Annotated in this window: 15 protein-coding genes and 1 tRNA gene; 4 read left to right on the top strand and 12 right to left on the bottom strand. The window is 74.3% G+C overall.

What is annotated here, in order from left to right; all coding sequences use genetic code 11:
* Positions 1–9 precede the first annotated feature (9 nt).
* The 6 genes from FS793_RS14030 to FS793_RS14005 all read right to left on the bottom strand — a co-directional run bounded on the left by FS793_RS14030 (position 10) and on the right by FS793_RS14005 (position 5,292).
* Positions 10–1,707: a polysaccharide biosynthesis tyrosine autokinase gene (locus FS793_RS14030; RefSeq protein WP_186329534.1), complete on the bottom strand. Its 1,698-nt coding sequence runs from the start codon at positions 1,705–1,707 to the stop codon at positions 10–12.
* A gap of 49 nt (positions 1,708–1,756) precedes the next feature.
* On the bottom strand, positions 1,757–2,407 hold the full coding sequence (locus FS793_RS14025) for an arsenate reductase/protein-tyrosine-phosphatase family protein (protein ID WP_144721393.1): 651 nt from the start codon (positions 2,405–2,407) through the stop codon (positions 1,757–1,759).
* A 58-nt stretch (positions 2,408–2,465) separates the two neighbouring features.
* Positions 2,466–3,350 (bottom strand): UTP--glucose-1-phosphate uridylyltransferase GalU, encoded by an 885-nt coding sequence (galU, locus tag FS793_RS14020; RefSeq protein WP_144721391.1) that lies wholly within the window; start codon positions 3,348–3,350, stop codon positions 2,466–2,468.
* An 88-nt stretch (positions 3,351–3,438) separates the two neighbouring features.
* Positions 3,439–3,514 (bottom strand) — tRNA-Ala (locus FS793_RS14015).
* A 56-nt stretch (positions 3,515–3,570) separates the two neighbouring features.
* On the bottom strand, positions 3,571–4,545 hold the full coding sequence (locus FS793_RS14010) for a hypothetical protein (protein WP_144721389.1): 975 nt from the start codon (positions 4,543–4,545) through the stop codon (positions 3,571–3,573).
* Positions 4,546–4,638: 93 nt separating this feature from the next.
* Entirely contained in the window at positions 4,639–5,292 is a 654-nt protein-coding gene (locus FS793_RS14005; RefSeq protein WP_440130468.1) for a GNAT family N-acetyltransferase, read from the bottom strand.
* 29 nt (positions 5,293–5,321) lie between these two features.
* On the opposite strand from FS793_RS14005, the gene FS793_RS14000 reads away from it, so the two are divergent.
* From FS793_RS14000 to mscL, 3 genes are read left to right on the top strand one after another with little or no spacing between them, the layout of a single operon-like run.
* Positions 5,322–5,894: a 5-formyltetrahydrofolate cyclo-ligase gene (locus FS793_RS14000; RefSeq protein ID WP_144721385.1), complete on the top strand. Its 573-nt coding sequence runs from the start codon at positions 5,322–5,324 to the stop codon at positions 5,892–5,894.
* A gap of 14 nt (positions 5,895–5,908) precedes the next feature.
* Complete coding sequence (locus tag FS793_RS13995; RefSeq protein WP_144721383.1) at positions 5,909–6,217, top strand: FmdB family zinc ribbon protein; 309 nt, start codon at positions 5,909–5,911, stop codon at positions 6,215–6,217.
* A 44-nt stretch (positions 6,218–6,261) separates the two neighbouring features.
* Complete coding sequence (gene mscL, locus FS793_RS13990; RefSeq protein ID WP_144721381.1) at positions 6,262–6,678, top strand: large conductance mechanosensitive channel protein MscL; 417 nt, start codon at positions 6,262–6,264, stop codon at positions 6,676–6,678.
* A gap of 276 nt (positions 6,679–6,954) precedes the next feature.
* Here the strand turns inward: mscL and FS793_RS13985 are convergent, their stop codons facing one another.
* The 5 genes from FS793_RS13985 to FS793_RS13965 form a co-directional block, all read right to left on the bottom strand.
* A complete protein-coding gene (locus FS793_RS13985) occupies positions 6,955–7,974 on the bottom strand; it encodes an LLM class flavin-dependent oxidoreductase (protein ID WP_144721379.1) in 1,020 nt (339 codons plus the stop codon).
* A gap of 55 nt (positions 7,975–8,029) precedes the next feature.
* Positions 8,030–8,248 carry a hypothetical protein gene (locus FS793_RS13980; RefSeq protein WP_222123767.1) on the bottom strand — a complete coding sequence of 73 codons (219 nt, stop codon included), beginning with the start codon at positions 8,246–8,248 and terminating at the stop codon, positions 8,030–8,032.
* Positions 8,245–12,156: an AAA family ATPase gene (locus FS793_RS13975; protein WP_144721375.1), complete on the bottom strand. Its 3,912-nt coding sequence runs from the start codon at positions 12,154–12,156 to the stop codon at positions 8,245–8,247. The genes FS793_RS13980 and FS793_RS13975 overlap by 4 nt, the downstream gene beginning before the upstream one ends.
* Before the next feature lie 71 nt (positions 12,157–12,227).
* Entirely contained in the window at positions 12,228–13,109 is an 882-nt protein-coding gene (locus FS793_RS13970; protein ID WP_144721373.1) for an aldo/keto reductase, read from the bottom strand.
* A complete protein-coding gene (locus tag FS793_RS13965; RefSeq protein ID WP_186329533.1) occupies positions 13,109–14,149 on the bottom strand; it encodes a lipid II:glycine glycyltransferase FemX in 1,041 nt (346 codons plus the stop codon). The genes FS793_RS13970 and FS793_RS13965 overlap by 1 nt, the downstream gene beginning before the upstream one ends.
* Positions 14,150–14,268: 119 nt before the next feature.
* Here FS793_RS13965 and FS793_RS13960 point away from each other — a divergent pair, with 119 nt between their 5' ends.
* Positions 14,269–15,090 carry a DeoR/GlpR family DNA-binding transcription regulator gene (locus FS793_RS13960; RefSeq protein WP_186329532.1) on the top strand — a complete coding sequence of 274 codons (822 nt, stop codon included), beginning with the start codon at positions 14,269–14,271 and terminating at the stop codon, positions 15,088–15,090.
* Between the two features lie 49 nt (positions 15,091–15,139).
* Here FS793_RS13960 and FS793_RS13955 read toward each other — a convergent pair whose 3' ends face one another.
* Entirely contained in the window at positions 15,140–15,967 is an 828-nt protein-coding gene (locus FS793_RS13955) for an aldo/keto reductase (protein WP_260980176.1), read from the bottom strand.
* Positions 15,968–15,970: the final 3 nt, after the last annotated feature.

Genomic DNA, 15,970 nt, shown 5'->3' with positions numbered 1-15,970 from the left:
GCCGCCCCCTCAGCGATCGCGGGACGGGCGCTCGCGCTTGGGCCGGGGCGCGCGCCGCGTGCGGGTCTTCGCGGGCGTCGCGGTGCCGCGGCCGCGAGCGGGGGTCGGCTCGTCGGCGGGCTCGGGCGCCACGACCTCCGGTGCCGCGGCTGCGGCGCCCTCGTCGGCGACGGGCTCGTCGTCCGGCGTCCCGTCCGCCGGCACGTCGCCAGGCACCGCCGCGCGGGCGGCGGACGACGAGGCATCGCGCTCGACCCGATCGGACCCGCGGGCGAGCGCCGAGCGCTCGCCGACCCGGTCGTCGTGCGCAGCCGAGTCGGTGCGCGCACCGTCGCCGTCGTCGTCGGCGGGCGCCCCGGGCCCGTATCCGTACCCGTAGGCGTAGGCGTACGCGTGGGCCGTCGACGTCGGCAGCATCGTGAGCAGGATGCCCGCGATGCTCACGTCGACCGTGCCGAGGCGCGTGAGCGCGCCATCGAGCTGGCCACGCGTCGTCTTGCCGGAGGCGGCGACGACGATCGCGCCGGCCGTGCGCGTCCCGAGCACCGCGGCGTCGGTCACGGGCAGCAGCGGCGGCGCGTCGATGAGGATCCAGTCGAACTCGTCCTCGAGCCCGCGCAGCAGCGACTCCATCGCTCGCGATCCCAGCAGCTCGCTCGGGTTCGGCGGCACGCGACCCGCAGGCAGCACGAACAGGCCCGTGCCGCCCCAGTCCTGCACGGCGTCGTCGATGTCGGCCTCGCCGATGAGCACGGTCGTGAGGCCGATGCGCCCCTCGATGGCGAGCGTGTCGGCCACCTTCGGCTTGCGCAGGTCGGCGTCGATGAGCAGCACGGTCTCGCCCGACTGCGCCAGCGCGATCGCGAGGTTCGCCGTGGCCGTCGTCTTGCCCTCCCCCGCGACCGACGACGTGACGACGAACGTGCGCTGGCCGCCCTCGACCTCGACGAACAGCAGGTTCGTGCGCAGCGAGCGATACGCCTCGGCGCGGAAGTCGTGCGGCGCGTCGTGCACGACGAGCGGCCGATCGCCCGCGCGCTCGTCGAAGGCGATCGTGCCGATGACGGGGTGGTGCGTCGCGAGCTCGACGTCGTGGGGCGAGCGGATGCGCGTGTCGAGCAGGTCGCGCAGCACGACGAACCCGGTGGCGAGCACGAGCGCGGCCAGACCGCCCAGCAGCATGTTGAGCGGCCAGCTGGGCGAGCTCGCGGACTCCGGCGGCCGCGCCGCCTCGACCGTCGTGAGGCGCACGGGGCTCGCCTGCGTCGAGGTGCCCTCGATCTCGTCGACGACGTCGGCGAGGCTCGTCGCCGTCGCGTTGGCGATGTCGGCGGCCCGCTGCGGGTCGCCGCTCGTCGCGGTGATCTCGATGATGGTCGTCTCGGGCACGGGCGTCGCCGTGACCCGTCTCGCGAGGTCGCGCACGTCGACGTCGAGGCCGAGGTCGGCGACGACGTCGGCGAGCACGCGCTCGCTGCTCGCGAGCTCGGAGTACGTCAGCACCCGCGACAGCGTGTACGCGTTGCTCTGCGCGAGGTCGTTGCTCGTCTCGCCCGTCTGGGTCGACACGAAGACCTGCGTCGTCGACGCGTACGACGGCGCCTGCAGCGCCGAGACGCCCGCCGCGGCGCCCACGCCGACGACGCCGGCGGCGACGATCGGGATCCATCGGCGACGCAGGATCCTCACGAGATCGGTCAGCTCCATGCGCGTCCCCAGACGTCGTGGCGGGCGATCGTCGCCCTCGGTGGCGAGATCATGACACATCCTCGGGTCCTGGCGGCTGGCAGCCGCCTGCCAGTTCCAGCAGCCGAGCCGCGACGCGCGTCGCGGACGCGTCCACGAGGTCGGCGACGCCGCGGTGCAGCGTCGGCGATCCGCCGTACGGGTCCGGCAGGTCGATCGAGACGCCGCGCACCACGGGACCGCGGTCGCGGCTCGCCGCCCGCACGACCGTCGCGAGGCGCTCGCCCACGCTCGCATCGGCATCCACGCCCACGTCGTCGGCGTCGAGATGCGCGAGCACGGCGTCGAGCTCGAGCAGCGTGAACGTGCGTCGCAGGATCGACGGTGCGAGCTCCACCGCGACCGACCGCTGCCGCCGCGTGGCGACGACGACGAGGTCGGCGGCCGCCGCCTCGTCGGCAGCGAACGCCCGACCGCGATGCTCGGCGACGTCGACGCCGAGCCGCGCGGCCTCGGCGGCGACGGGCGGGTCGATCGGCTCGCCCTCGAGGGCGCGCAGGCCCGCGCTCGCCACGACGACGTCGGCGCCGCACGATGCGAGTCGCGCGCGCAGCACCGCAGCGGTCAGCGGCGAGCGGCAGACGTTGCCCGTGCAGACGGCGAGCACGCGAAACGGTCCGTCGACGAGCCCCTCGTCGGGAGGACTGCTCGGCAGCGGCATGGCCCGATGCTAGGCGCGCAGGGCTCGCCGCTGCGTCCCCCGTCTCGTCGAGCGTTCCTCAGTCGAGGGTCGCGACGAAGTCGCGCAGCCACGCGCGGAACGCGGGGCCGACGTCGTCGCGCTCGCTCGCGAGCGTCACGGTCGCCTCGAGCATCCCCTGCCGGTCGCCCGTGTCGAACCGGCGACCTGTGAACACGACGCCCACGAGCCCATGCGCCTCGTGCCCCGCGACGACGCGGAGCGCATCCGTCAGCTGGATCTCGCCGCCGACGCCGGGCCGCGTCTCGTCGAGCACGTCGAAGATCTCGGGACGCAGCACGTAGCGGCCGATGACGGCGAGGTTCGACGGCGCCGTGCCCTTCGCGGGCTTCTCGACGAGATCGCGCACGCGCACGACGTCGTCCTCGTCGGTCGCCTCGACGGTGGCGATGCCGTACCGGTGCGCGTGCTCCGGGTCGACCTCCATGAGCGCGACGACGTGCATGCCCATGGATGCGTGCACCTCGAGCATGCGCTGCAGCAGCGGCGTCGCCTCGTCGATGATGTCGTCGCCCAGCAGCACCGCGAACGACTGGTCGCCGACGTGCGGCCGCGCGCGCAGCACGGCGTGGCCGAGCCCCAGCGGGTCGCCCTGCCGCACGTAGTGCATCTGCGCGAGCCCCGTCGACTGCCGCACCTGCGCGAGCTGCTCGGCGTCGCCCTTGGCGATGAGGGTCGCCTCGAGCTCCGTCGCGCGGTCGAAGTAGTTCTCGAGCGCGTTCTTGTTGCGGCCCGTGATCATGAGCACGTCGTGCAGCCCGGCCTCGACGGCCTCCGTCACGACGTACTGGATCGCGGGCCGGTCGACGACGGGCAGCATCTCCTTCGGCAGCGACTTCGTGGCAGGGAGGAAGCGCGTGCCGAGGCCGGCAGCGGGCACGACGGCCTTGGTCACACGATGCATGCGCGAATCGTATCGAGCGCAGGTGGCGCGTCCGTGCCGCCCGGTGGCAGCACGACGAAGGCCCCCGCTGCTCGCGGGGGCCTTCTGGTGGTGGACCCGGGGGGAATCGAACCCCCGACCTTCTCATTGCGAACGAGACGCGCTACCAACTGCGCCACGGGCCCGGACCATGGACGAGCATAGCCCCTGCGAACGGGCGGTGCGAAATCGTGGCGTCGTGTCAGCCGACGCGGCGGCGGAACGCGGCCGAGACGTCGAACGACGCATCCTCGTCGCCGACCATGCCCATGCTCGCGAAGCGCGACGGCGGCGCGGGCACCGGCACGTGCACCGGCTCCTCGACGCGCGCGGCCGGGGCGGATGCGCGCGCCGCGACCGGCGCGGGCTCGGCGACGCGGCTGGGCGTCTCGTCGACCTCGACCTCGCCCGTGACGAGCTGCTCGAACGAGGCGCCGATCGGCGTGATCTCGGCGCCCTCGCCCTCGGCGACGATGCGGCGCGCGTGATCGCGCAGCACGTCGATGGGGGCGCGCGCCGCACGCTGCGTCGGCACGGGCACGGGCTGCCATGCACGCGATGCGAGCTCGGCCTCGAGCGTGCGGTCGGCGTGCCGGCGCTCGACGACGAGGCGCTCGTGCTCCATCGTCTGCGCGACCTCGCGGATCGACGTGTTCGTGCGGTTCACGGCGACGAGGCCGATCACGGCGAGCGTCGCGACGATGCCGGCGAGCGCGAGCAGCAGCATCGCCTGCGGCAGCAGCGCACCCGCGACGCCGACGCCGACCGACGCGAGCAGCATGAGCGTGCACGCGAGGCGCGTGCGGCGCAGTCGCTGGTTGCGGGACACGCTCGTGGCGACCGCGGCGCGCACCTCGCGCTCGATCCGCTTGATCTGGTCGTCGAGCTCGCGTGCCTTCGACACGGCGGCGGCACGGGCGATCGCCTGCTGCAGCCGCGCCTCCTTCGCCACGACCTTCTGCTGCCTGGCGATGTCGCGCGCGGTGGCCGCGATCGCGACCTCGGGCGGCGCCTCGGCCGTCTCGGCCATGATGCGCAGCGTCTGCTGCAGACGCACGGCGTTGCGCTCGGTCGCGAGGTACTCGCGCCGGCGCACCCAGACGGGCACGAGATACGCGAGCCAGACGAGGGCGGCGAGCGCGAACACCACCGTGGTGCCGAGTCCCGCGAGCTGCATGCGTGCGACGCTACGGCCGCCGTCCCCCGACCGAGGTGAGCCGCGCCGCGATTCGCGACAGAAGTCGAGCGATCGTCCCACTCGGCTCCCGGGTCAGGCGGTGCGCGCCTCCGGCGGCCCGATGCGCACGGGATACACCGACCGGTCGAACGGCGGCACCCTGCCGTGCCGCCACCGCGACAGCACGCCCTCGGCGAGCTCCTCGCGCACGAGCGCGAAGCACAGGTGGTCGCGCCAGTCGCCGTCGATGTGGATGTAGCGCACGCGCAGCCCCTCGAAGCGGAAGCCGAGCTTCTCGACGACGCGCAGCGACGCGACGTTCTCGGGGCGGATGCAGATCTCCATGCGGTGCAGGCCGAGGCCGAAGAGGCAGTGGTCGGTCGCGAGCGCCACCGCTGCCGGCGTGACGCCGCGACCCGCGAAGCGCTCGGCCACCCAGTAGCCGAGCGTCGCGCTCGAGAGCGCTCCCCCGGCGATGCCCGACACGTTCAGCTGGCCGGCGAGCTCGCCGTCGACGTCGATGGCGAACGGGATGCCCGTGCCCTCGCGCTCGGAGTCGAGCAGGCTGCGGATGCTCGAGCGGGTGTCGAAGCGACCCGTCGGCGCACGGCCCGGCAGCGTCGCCTCCCAGCGCTGCAGCCACTCGCGGTTGTCGACGAGCTCGCGCTCCAGCGCGCGCGCATCGCGCATCCGGATGCCGCGGATGACGACGCCTGCGTCCTCGAGCCGAGGCGTGCTGCCGATCACGCGCCCGAGCCTATGCCTACGATGGGCGCATGGTGGACGCGCAGGGCGAGAAGCGGGCGATCCGCGCGCAGGTGCGCGCATCGCGGCTCGCGCGCACCGACGACGAGCGCCGCGCCGCCGACGACGCGATCGCCGCCGCGACGATCGCCTACCTGCAGGAGGTCGGCGCCCGCGACGTCGCCGCCTACCTGGCGCTGCCCGAGGAGCCCGGCACCGACGGCATCCTCGCCTGGGCCCGCGCGCACGACGTGCGCGTGCTGCTGCCCATCGTGCGCCAGGACGGCCTGCTCGACTGGGCCGAGCAGGGCGACACGATCGCCGAGGGCGCCTTCGGGCTGCCCGAGCCGACGGGCGAGGTGCTGCCGCCCACCGTGCTGTGCGACGTCGACGTCATCCTCGCGCCCGCATCCGCCGTCGACCGTCGCGGCATGCGGCTGGGATGGGGCCGCGGCTTCTTCGACAAGGCGCTCGGCGCCCTCGGCCGCCGACCCCCGGTGTACGCGCTCGTCTTCGACGATGAGATCCTGGATGCCGTGCCCGCCGAGGCGCACGACCAGCCCGTCGACGGAGCCATCGCGCCGTCCGGGCGACTGACCTTCTGAACAGGACACACGCCATGCCCGTCTACGCCTACCAGTGCACCGCCTGCGGCACCGCCATCGAGGTTCGCCAGTCGTTCACCGACGACGCCCTCACCGTCTGCGAGGCGTGCGGCGGTCGCCTGCGCAAGCGCTTCGACGCCATCGGCGTCACGTTCAAGGGCTCGGGCTTCTACCGCACCGACTCGCGCGCGAGCGGCTCGGGCGGCTCCGGCGGCTCGGGATCGAAGGAGTCGGGCTCGTCGTCGAGCTCGTCGTCGACCTCGAAGGCGAAGTCGGAGGGATCGTCGTCGTCGGGATCCTCCGCGTCCTCGTCGTCGAGCTGACCAGACGCGTCCGCCGGGCGCACCCCCTACGAATGGAGCAGGCCATGCAGGGCTTCAAGGAGTTCATCCTCCGCGGCAACGTGATCGAGCTGGCGACGGCCGTCATCATCGGCACCGCCTTCACCGCGATCGTCACGGCGCTCGTGGAGGGCATCTTCACGCCGATCATCGCGAACCTCTTCGACACGTCGGACATCGCCGAGGCGACGTGGAACGTCACCGACACCCTGAAGTTCGGCACGGGCGCGGTCATCGCGGCCGTCATCAACTTCCTGCTCATCGCAGCAGTCGTCTACTTCGCGCTCATCCTGCCGATGGCGAAGTTCAAGGAGCGTCAGGCGAAGCGTCGCGGCACCACCGAGGAGGCCGCGAAGGAGACCGACGTCGACGTGCTGCAGGACATCCGCGAGCTGCTCCGCCAGCAGGCGCAGGCGACGCCTCCGGCGACGACGCAGCAGTAGCCGAACGACGACGACGAAGGCCCGCGCACCTCGGTGCGCGGGCCTTCGTCGTGCGGTGGGCGTCCCACCAGCTGGTCGAGGAGCGTGCGAGCCCCTGGGCGAGCCCGCGTCACGAGACCACGCGACCGCCGCTCCCACCCAGCCACGCACATGGTCGCGGCGAGCGGGCGTCGCGCGGTCTCGTGACGGCTCCTCGCTGCGCTCGGGGCCTCCTCGACCAGCAGGTGGGAAGAGGCCCGACCAGGTACGAATGGTCGAGGAGCGGTCCAGTCCGTGTCAGGCCGCGTGCCACCCCAGCGCCGGCGCGACGTGCGTCGCGAACGACTCGACGATGCGCAGGTTCAGCTCGACGCCCAGCTGCGACGGGATCGTGAGCAGCAGCGTGTCCGACTCCATGACGGCGCGGTCGGCGCGCAGCTGCTCGATGAGCACGTCGGGCTCGGCCGCGTAGGTGCGGCCGAAGGTCGAGCGGAAGCCGTCGATGACGCCCACCTGGTCGCGACCGGCGGCGCCGCCGAAGAGCAGCGCATCCTGCTGCGAGGTGATGGGGAAGACGCTGCGGGACACGGACGTCTGCGGCGTGCCCGCGTGGCCCGCGGCAGCCCACGCGGCGCGGTAGGCGGCGAGCTGCTCGGCCTGCAGGTCACCGAACGGCATCCCGCGATCCTCGGTGAGCAGCGTCGACGACATGAGGTGCATGCCCTGCTGGCCCGTGCGGATCGCGGTCTCGGTCGACCCGGCGCCCCACCACACGTTGCCGCGCAGGGTGGGCGACTGCGGCTCGATGCGCTGCATGCCGCGGCCGCCGCCGAACGGGCTGTCGGGGTCGCGCTCGGCGATGCCCTCGCCCTCGACGGCGCGCAGGAACAGGTCGAGGTTGCGGGCGGCGAGGTCGGCGCCGCGCTCGTCGTCGCCCCGGTACCCGAAGTGCTCATAGCCGCGCACGACGGTCTCGGGGCTGCCGCGCGAGATGCCGAGCATGAGCCTGCCGTCGGCGATGAGGTCGAGCGCCGCGGCCTCTTCGGCGAGGTACAGCGGGTTCTCGTACCGCATGTCGATGACGCCGGTGCCGACGTGGATGCGCCGCGTGCGCGCCGCCATCGCCGTGAGCAGCGGCATGGGTGCCGCATGCTGCCGGGCGAAGTGGTGCACGCGCAGCGCGGTCACGTCGACCCCGAGCTCGTCCATGCCGACGGCGAGGTCGATGGCCTGCAGCAGGTTGTCCTGCGCGGTCAGCTCGCGGCCGCCGCCGAGGGGTCCGTAGTGGCCGAAGGAGAGGGTGCCGAAGCGTCGCACGATCGCAGCCTACTCCGGAATCCGTAGCGATGGATGCGGCGTTCGCCGAGGGCGCTCAGCCCCAGTGCGGCGGCTTGTCGCCGCGCAGGCGATCGTCGTTGTCGGTCGACTGCCGTCGCTCGGGTGCGGGCTCGTCGGTCGCGCCGTCGACGGGCTCCGTCGACACGCGTCGACCGCGCCGGCGCACGACGAGGGGCTCCGCCGCCCGATCCTCGAGCAGGCCGTCGTCGCGTACGCGCGGCTCGTCGGCCGCGCCATCCATCGGCTCGGTCACTCGTCGCCGTCGGCGCCGACGAGCCTCGCGATGCGGGTCGCGACGGCCTCGGGGTCCGTGAAGAGCTCGAACGCGTGCACGCGCATCGTGTGCCAGCCCAGCCGGCGCAGGTGCTCGGGACGCACGCGCAGGCTCTCGCGCAGCGGTCGGTCGTCGTCGTGGTCGGTCTCGATGGCCGCGCAGACCCCGCCGTTGGCGACGACGAGCGGCAGGCCCGCGTGGTCGACGGCCGTGCGCAGGCCGCGCGCCTCGAGACGGCGGGCGAGGTCGACGAGCAGCGGGTCGCCGCCGTGCGTCGATCGCGGCCGCTGCGGCCGCTCGGCCTCGAGCAGCACGTCGCGCAGCACGGCCGCGCCGTGCTCGAGCTGCTGGCCGTCGAGGTCGGAGGCCTGGAATCCCGACACGAGCGTCATGGCCTTGCGCGCCCTCGTCATGGCGACGGCGAGCATGCGGTCGCCGCCGGGGTCGGCGAGCCTGCCCAGGTCGAGCGCGCGCCCGTAGCGGGTGCGGGCGTAGCCGATCGAGAAGATGACGCGGTCGCGGCTCAGCGCGTTGGCGTGCGCGACGTCCGCGACGACGAACGGCTCGTCGCTCTCGGCGACGACGAAGTCGGTGAACGCGCCGGGCTGGCCGAGCGCCTGCACGACCGCCTGCTGCACACGCACCTCGTGGCGCTCGTTGCCGGTGACGACCATGAGCGACTCGTGCGGGCGCGACCTCGCGTGGTGCGTGACGAGGGCGATGACGCGCTCGACCTCGGCGTCGGGGCTCTCGACGAGCGCCGACTGCTGGTCGGGCAGGCCGAACGCATCCTGCACCGTCGAGACCGTGAGCGATGCGTGGCCGAGGAACGTGCCTGCCCACGGCAGCGTCTCGATGCCGCCGTCGTAGAAGCGCCGCGAGACCGTCTCGATGAGGTCGGCGCCGCCCGTGCGGTACGTGCGGGCGAGGCGGTGCACCGGCAGCACCTCGGCGAGGCGTGCGAGGGCGGACTCGCCGTGCAGCTCGTCGGGGCTGCCGAGCTCGTACGAGGGCCGCACGCCGAGGGCCGAGATGCCGACGTCGAACGGCGACGGGATCTGCGTGGCCGGGTCGCCGATCGCGACGACCTGCGGCGCGCGCGTGAGGGCGCCCACCGACTCGGCGAGCGTCACGGCGCCGGCGTCGAGCACGATGACGACGTCGAACGGGATCGAGCGGGCGACGCGGTGCACGTCGTACGGGCTCGCGAGCCACACGGGTGCGATCGCGCGCGACACGTGCGGCGCACGACCCTGCAGCGTCGCGGGGTCGAGGCCGCCAGAGCGCAGCAGCGCGCGCAGCGCCTCGGCCTCGTCGGCGTGGTCGGCGATCGCGAGGCGCCACGACTGCGCGAGCTGCCATGCGAGGCGCGCGGACGCCGCGTCGACGTGCGCCTCGTCGACGAGCGCGAAGTCGGACTCGAGGCGCTCGAGCACCGTCGTGTTGCCTCGCAGCAGCGCCCGCTCGCGCTGCAGCAGCTGCTCGAGGGCCGACTGCCACCATGCGAGGTCGAGCTCGTGCGCGACCTCGTCGTGCTCGACGTGCCGCGTCGCGAGGTCGGCGACGAGCGGCTCGAGCTCGAGCTCGGCGAGCGTCGACATGAGGGTCGCGCGCTCCTGGATGCTGTCGAGCGCCTCCGACGGTGCAGCGAGCTCGTCGAGGCGCTGCTGCAGCGCGTCGAGCGGCAGGTCGACGAGGCTCGGCGCGTCGGTGCCCACGAGGGCCGCGTCGATGCGCTCGAGCGCCGTCAGCGCATCCCGATGCAGCGCCTCGAGGGCGCCGAGGCCCGTCGGCACGCTCGGCACCGCGCCGTCGGGCGCCCAGCGGGCCCACTGCTTGCGCTGGCGCTGCACGCCTTCGAGGGCCGCGTGCAGGTCGGGGATGATCGCGCCGGCGCGGGCGTACTCGAGCGCGTGCTTGCGCAGGCGGCGGCGCTGCATGCCGCCGAGCGCCGCGTTCGCCTCGCGGCGCGGCCCCGTGGCGGTGATGAGCTCGCCGAGCGGCCGGTCGAAGACCGACGGCACGAAGCGATCGAGGGTGTCGCGGATGTCGGCGAGCAGGCGCAGCTGCGCGCCGAGCTCGGCGATCGAGGCGAAGGGGCGCAGCTTCGTGCCGCCCAGCACCGTGCGTCCCTCGGCCACGACGCCGGCGAGCCCGCCGGACGAGAGGCGCTCGGCGTCGGCGCGCGCGGCGGCCGCGTCGCCGTCGTCCGTGAAGTTCGCCCCGTACCAGGGCGTGTCCTCGGGGCCGAAGCGGAACTGGCCGAGCGACGCCGCCTGCACCATCGTGGCGGCCGTGCGGGGCCGATCCTGCGCGAGCGCCGCGACGGTGTCGGCCGACAGGCGCGCCTGCGTCTGCGGCGGCGTCGGCAGCATCGCGAGGCGCGAGAGCTCCTTGAGGCAGTCGAGCACCGAGACGCCGAGCACGTCGTCGACGCGGCGCAGCGCGCGCCGGTAGTCGAGCAGCACCTTGCGCAGCCGCTCGAGCGCGTCGTCGATCTCGCCCGTGTCGGGGCGCTGCGCCTGCTCGGACCGGGTGATGGCGGCGATGAGGTCGCGGCGCAGCGTCTGCGGCCGCACGGCGAGGCCGGGCAGGCCCGTTGCCGCGAGGCGGTCGACGATGCCCTGCGTCGTCGCGCGGCGCGGGCTCACGACGAGCACCCGCCGGTCGTCGTCGACGAGCGCGCCGATCGCGTTCACGACCGTCTGGGTCACGCCCGTGCCGGGCAGCGCCTCCACGACGATGGAGTTGCCGGCCACGATCTCGCCGACCACGGCATCCTGCTCCGCGTCGGCATCGAGCACGAGGCGGTCGGCCTGCGGCGAGCGCTCGTCGAGCGGCAGCTGCGACACGGCCGAACGGCCCTCGCGCAGCCGCCAGCGGGCCGCCTCGTCGCCGGCGACGGCGTCGAGCACCGTGTGCGGCACGGGGCGCAGGTCGGCGGCCATCGCCGGGCCGACCTCCGCGAACGTCGACACGACGAGCCGCGGCAGCACCTGGAAGCCGGGCACATGCGCCGCAGCGAGACGGATGCGGTCGAGCACGGGGTTGGGCGTGAACGTGCCCTCGTGGTCGGCGAGCGACACGAGCGCGAGCTCGTCGAGCTCGACGCCGTGCTCGGTGCGCAGCACGTGCGCGAGCCGCGGGTTGAGGAAGGGGCGGCCCTGCAGCTGCAGCTCGAAGTCGCGGCCGCGGCGGCGCACCACGAGGGGGCGCAGCAGCACGGGGCCGTGGATCTCGCCGTGCTCGTGCGGGAAGCGGGCGATGCCGATGCCGAGATGCACGGCGTCGATGGAGCGCGACGCCGCGAGGTCGATGCCCTTCGACGCGATCGCCGCGGCCGCGTTGCGCGCGGCGCGCAGGGCGAGGTCGTCGCGGATGAGGCTCGACAGGGCCGTCGGACGCCCGGTGATGAACTGGGCGAGGCCGCCGGGATGCGTCGTCGACAGCTCGATGCGCGTCGCGGTCGTGTCGACGAACGACGCGAGCGGCGAGCGTCCGCCGATGCGCTCGACCTCGAGGCGCCACGACTGCCAGTCGCGGCGGCGCGTGCCGGCGTCGGGGGATGCCGCGGGCGCAGCCGCCGCGACGGGCTCGGGGGTCGCCGCGGCAGCCGTCGTCGATGCCGCCTCGGCGCCGGCGGCTGCCGCCGCTGCCGAAGGCGCGGCTGCCGACGGCGCAGACGCCGATGGGGCCGGGGCCGACGCGCCCATGAGCTCATGCCCGGCGTGCTGCGGCGCCGCCACGGGCTCGTCGGCATCGCCGGACGGTGCCGGGGCGTCGGGCGTCACGGCCTCGTGCTCCGTCGTCCAGAAGGGCTGCTCGGCGTCCGCTGCACGGTCGCCGGCGTCGCCGGGTCCGCCCGCGCTGTCGTTCTCTCGCCGCACAGCCTCACGATACGAGCGGATGCGCGCCGATCCGGGGAGGCGGGCGGGGTGTTCCGGGTTTCCCTCGTCGGCTAGCGCCAGGCGCGCGCCCCGCGGGCACCCCAGTACGCGTCCGGAGCCTGCACGAGCGCGGCCGTGCCGCGCGCCACCGCCGCGCCGTCGACGTCGACCGCGCGGAGGTTGGCCGCGAGCTGCTCGAGCGTCACGGCACCCGAGAGCACGATCGCGCGCTCGTCGATCGCGAGCGCCGCCGCGATCGCATCGGCGTCGGCGCGCGGGCCGGGCAGCGCGTCGAGCACGGCGCCGTTCGCGAGCGCCTCCTTCACCACGACGAGCCAGCCGGCGTCGGCCGCGCGCACGAGCGCGTCGCCCGCCGACCGCTCGAGCACGTTCCAGGTCGCCTGCACGGCCGCGAACGGCGGCGTCTCGAGCGCACGCCGCAGCACCTCCGCCTGGCGCGGCCCCGACGTCGACAGGCCCACGCGCACGCCTGCCTCCGACAGCCGGCGCAGCCGAGCGAGCACGGCGTCGTCGCCGAGCACGGGGCTGTCGGGCGTGACGGAGTGCACGAGGTAGGCGTCGGGCACGGTGCCGAGCGCCTCGCACGTCTCGCCCCACTGCTGCTCGAGCATCGCGAGCGAGTGGTCCTTGCGCTCGTGCTCGTCGGCGTCGATGCGCCAGCCCGCCGTGTACGCGTAGCCCCACTTCGACTCGATCGTCAGCTGCTCGCGACGGCCGGGATGCGCGGCGAGCCACTCCCCCAGGAACCGCTCGGCGAGCCCGTAGCCGCGCGCGGCGTCGACGAACCGCACGCCGGCGTCCCACGCCGCGTCGAGCATGGCGTGCGTGCGCACGCGCATCCCCTCGACCGTGCGGTCGGGCAGGTCGACGTCGTGGCCGCGCGTGATGTAGCCCGGCCGCCCGAGCGCTGCGAGGCCGAGTCCGACGCGCATCAGTACCAGGCGTCCTTCGTGCGGCGCGTGTAGAGCGCACGGAGGTAGCGGCCCGCCCGCTGCCACAGCGCGTAGCGCCCGTTGAGCGGCAGCTCGAACGACGGCATGTACCGCACGGGCTCGGGCGCCCAGGCCGTCTTGAACACGTAGAGGCCGCGGATGTCGCTGTCCTCCCACGACGCCGGGTCGGGGATGTTCGCGAGCTCGTAGCCCGTGACGCCCTCCTCGTGCAGGCGCTGCATGATCGCCCACTGCATCGCGTAGGGCGCGAACAGCTTCGGGTTCTCGCGCTGCGAGCCCGCATCCTTGTACCAGGCGGTGTCGCCGAAGCGGATGACGAACGCGCTCGCCACGGCGTCGCCGCCGTGTCGCGCGTAGAAGAAGCGCCCCTGGCCCTCGGCGTCGTAGACGTCCCAGATGCGCTGGAAGTACGAGTGCGGTCGGAAGTAGCCGCCGGTGCGCTCGCGCACCTCGTCGATGAGCTCGTGCATGCGCGCCGTCGACTCGGGCGTCATCGGCACCTCGTCGATCGTGACGCCCTGCTTCGCTGCCGAGCGGTACGAGTTGCGCGCGCGCTTCTTGAAGCGCGCGGCCACCTCGTCGAGCGTGCCCGACAGGTCGACCATGACGGCGTGCTCGTACTGGCTCGAGACGGTGCGCACCCAGCCGGCGGCCTCGAACGCGTCGACGAGCGTCTGGTCGTACTCCTGGAAGACCTCGGCCTTCACGGCGAAGACGCGCTTCGGGTACGAGCGGGCGCGCTCGGTGAGCGCTGCGACGTGGGCGGGCGTCACGCCGGCGATGCGCGCCGCGTGGTAGATCGTGCCGGCGAGCGGCGCCGTCCTGGCGAAGAGCTGCACGGGGTAGTCGGCACCGTCGACCTGGATGCGATCGCGCAGCGCCGTCCACGGCGACCCCGCTCGCGTGCGCGCCCACGCCGACGACTGCATGTAGTGCGCTCGAGCCTGCGCTGCGAGCACCTCGGCATCCCACGCCTCCGCGTCGTCGGGGCGGGCCGGGGCGGGCTCGATGACGGTCATGCAGTCCTCGCGGTCGGGTGCCGGCCAGCGCGACGGCGGCCGTGGCCGCCTGGCTCGGCGACGCCAGCCCAGGCTACCCGGCACGGACCGGCCGCGACGGGTCGCTAGGCTCCACCCTCGTGAGCACCGACGAGCCAGGCGACGCATCCGCGGGGGCGGGCGCCGCGCCGCGCGGCGCCGCTCGCAGCGACCGGCTGCACCGGCTCGCGGAGGCCGTGCTCGAGGCGGGCTCGCTGCCCGTCGACGCGATCGTCGACCGCTTCGGCGTCTCGACCATGACGGCGTACCGCGACGTCGCCGAGCTCGAGCGCCAGGGCGTCGTCGTGCGCTCGAAGGGCGTCGTCGTCGCGGCGGCGTCGTCGCTCAACGAGACGACCGCGCGCTTCCGCCTCACGCAGCAGGTGGAGGCGAAGGCCGCGATCGCGCTGGCCGCGCGCGAGCTCGTGCGGCCCGGCATGTCGCTGCTGCTCGACGACTCCTCGTCGGGGCTCGCGCTGCTGCGCGCCGTCGCCGACCGGGTGCCGCTCACGATCGCGACGCACTCGCAGGTCACGGCGCGCGAGGTCGAGGCGCATCCGGCGCTCGAGCTCTTCGTCGCCGGCGGGTCGTACCGGCGCGCGACGGAGTCGTTCTACGGGCCGGCGACGACCGCCGCGATCCGCGCGCTGCACGCCGACGTGTCGTTCATGTCGGTCACGGCCATCCGCGGCGACACCGCCTACCACCCGTACGAGGAGGTCGCCGAGGTCAAGCGGGCGATGCTCGAGTCGGCGCAGCTGCGGGTGCTGCTCGCCGACCACTCGAAGTTCGGCAGGCACGCCCTCCACGTCATCGGCCCGGCCTCGCAGTGGGACGTCGTCGTCGTCGACGAGGCCACCCGCGCCGAGCACCTCGCGCCGTTCCGCGACGCGGGCGTGCGCGTCATCACCGCCCAGAGCTGAGGTCTTCGGCCCGATGCGAGGTCACATCGGGCCGAAGGCCTCTCCTCCCTCAGAACTCCTCGTCGACGGCCGGGTCCTTGCCGGCGCGCTCGCCCGTGGCGAGCGTCGCGATGGATGCGCGCTCGGCGGTCGTGAGCGCGAAGCCGAACACGTCGAGGTTCTGCCGTCGGCGTGCGGCGTCGCCCGACTTCGGCACGGGCGGGGCGCCGAGCTCGACGAGCCAGCGCAGCGCGACCTGCGCGGGCGTCACGCCGTGCGCGCGCGCGGCGGCGACGATGGGCTCGGCGTCGAGCAGCCCCTTGCCGCGACCGAGCGGCCCCCACGCCTGCGCGACGACGCCGCGCTCGGCGAGCCCGGCGCGCAGCGCCTCCTGCGGCAGCCGCGGATGCAGCTCGACCTGGTCGACGACGGGCGCGACGCCCGTCTCGGCGACGAGCCGGTCGATCTGCTCCACGGAGAAGTTCGAGACGCCGATCGACCGCACGACGCCCTCGCCCTGCAGTCGCACGAGCGCGCGCCACGTGTCGACGTACCGATCGAGCCGCGGCAGCGGCCAGTGCACGAGGCACAGGTCGATCGCGTCGACGCCGAGGATCCGCCGCGACGACTCGACGGCGCGCAGCGTCTCGTCGTAGCCCTGGTCGCCGCCGCGCACCTTCGTCGTCACCTGCACCTCGCCCGGCGCGAGCCCCGCATCCCGGATGCCCTGCCCCACGCCGAGCTCGTTGTGGTACCTCGCGGCGGTGTCGACCTGCCGGTAGCCCGCGCGGATCGACGCCGCGACGGCCGCGCGGGCGGCGTCGTGGTCGAGCCTCCAGGTGCCGAGCGAGACGCCCGAGAGCCAGCCGCCGTCGGCGAGCGGGATGCGCGGTGGCACGCG

Source organism: Agrococcus jejuensis (assembly GCF_007679035.1).
Taxonomy (GTDB): Bacteria; Actinomycetota; Actinomycetes; order Actinomycetales; family Microbacteriaceae; genus Agrococcus; species Agrococcus jejuensis_A.
This window is presented reverse-complemented; position numbering and strand designations above follow the sequence as displayed.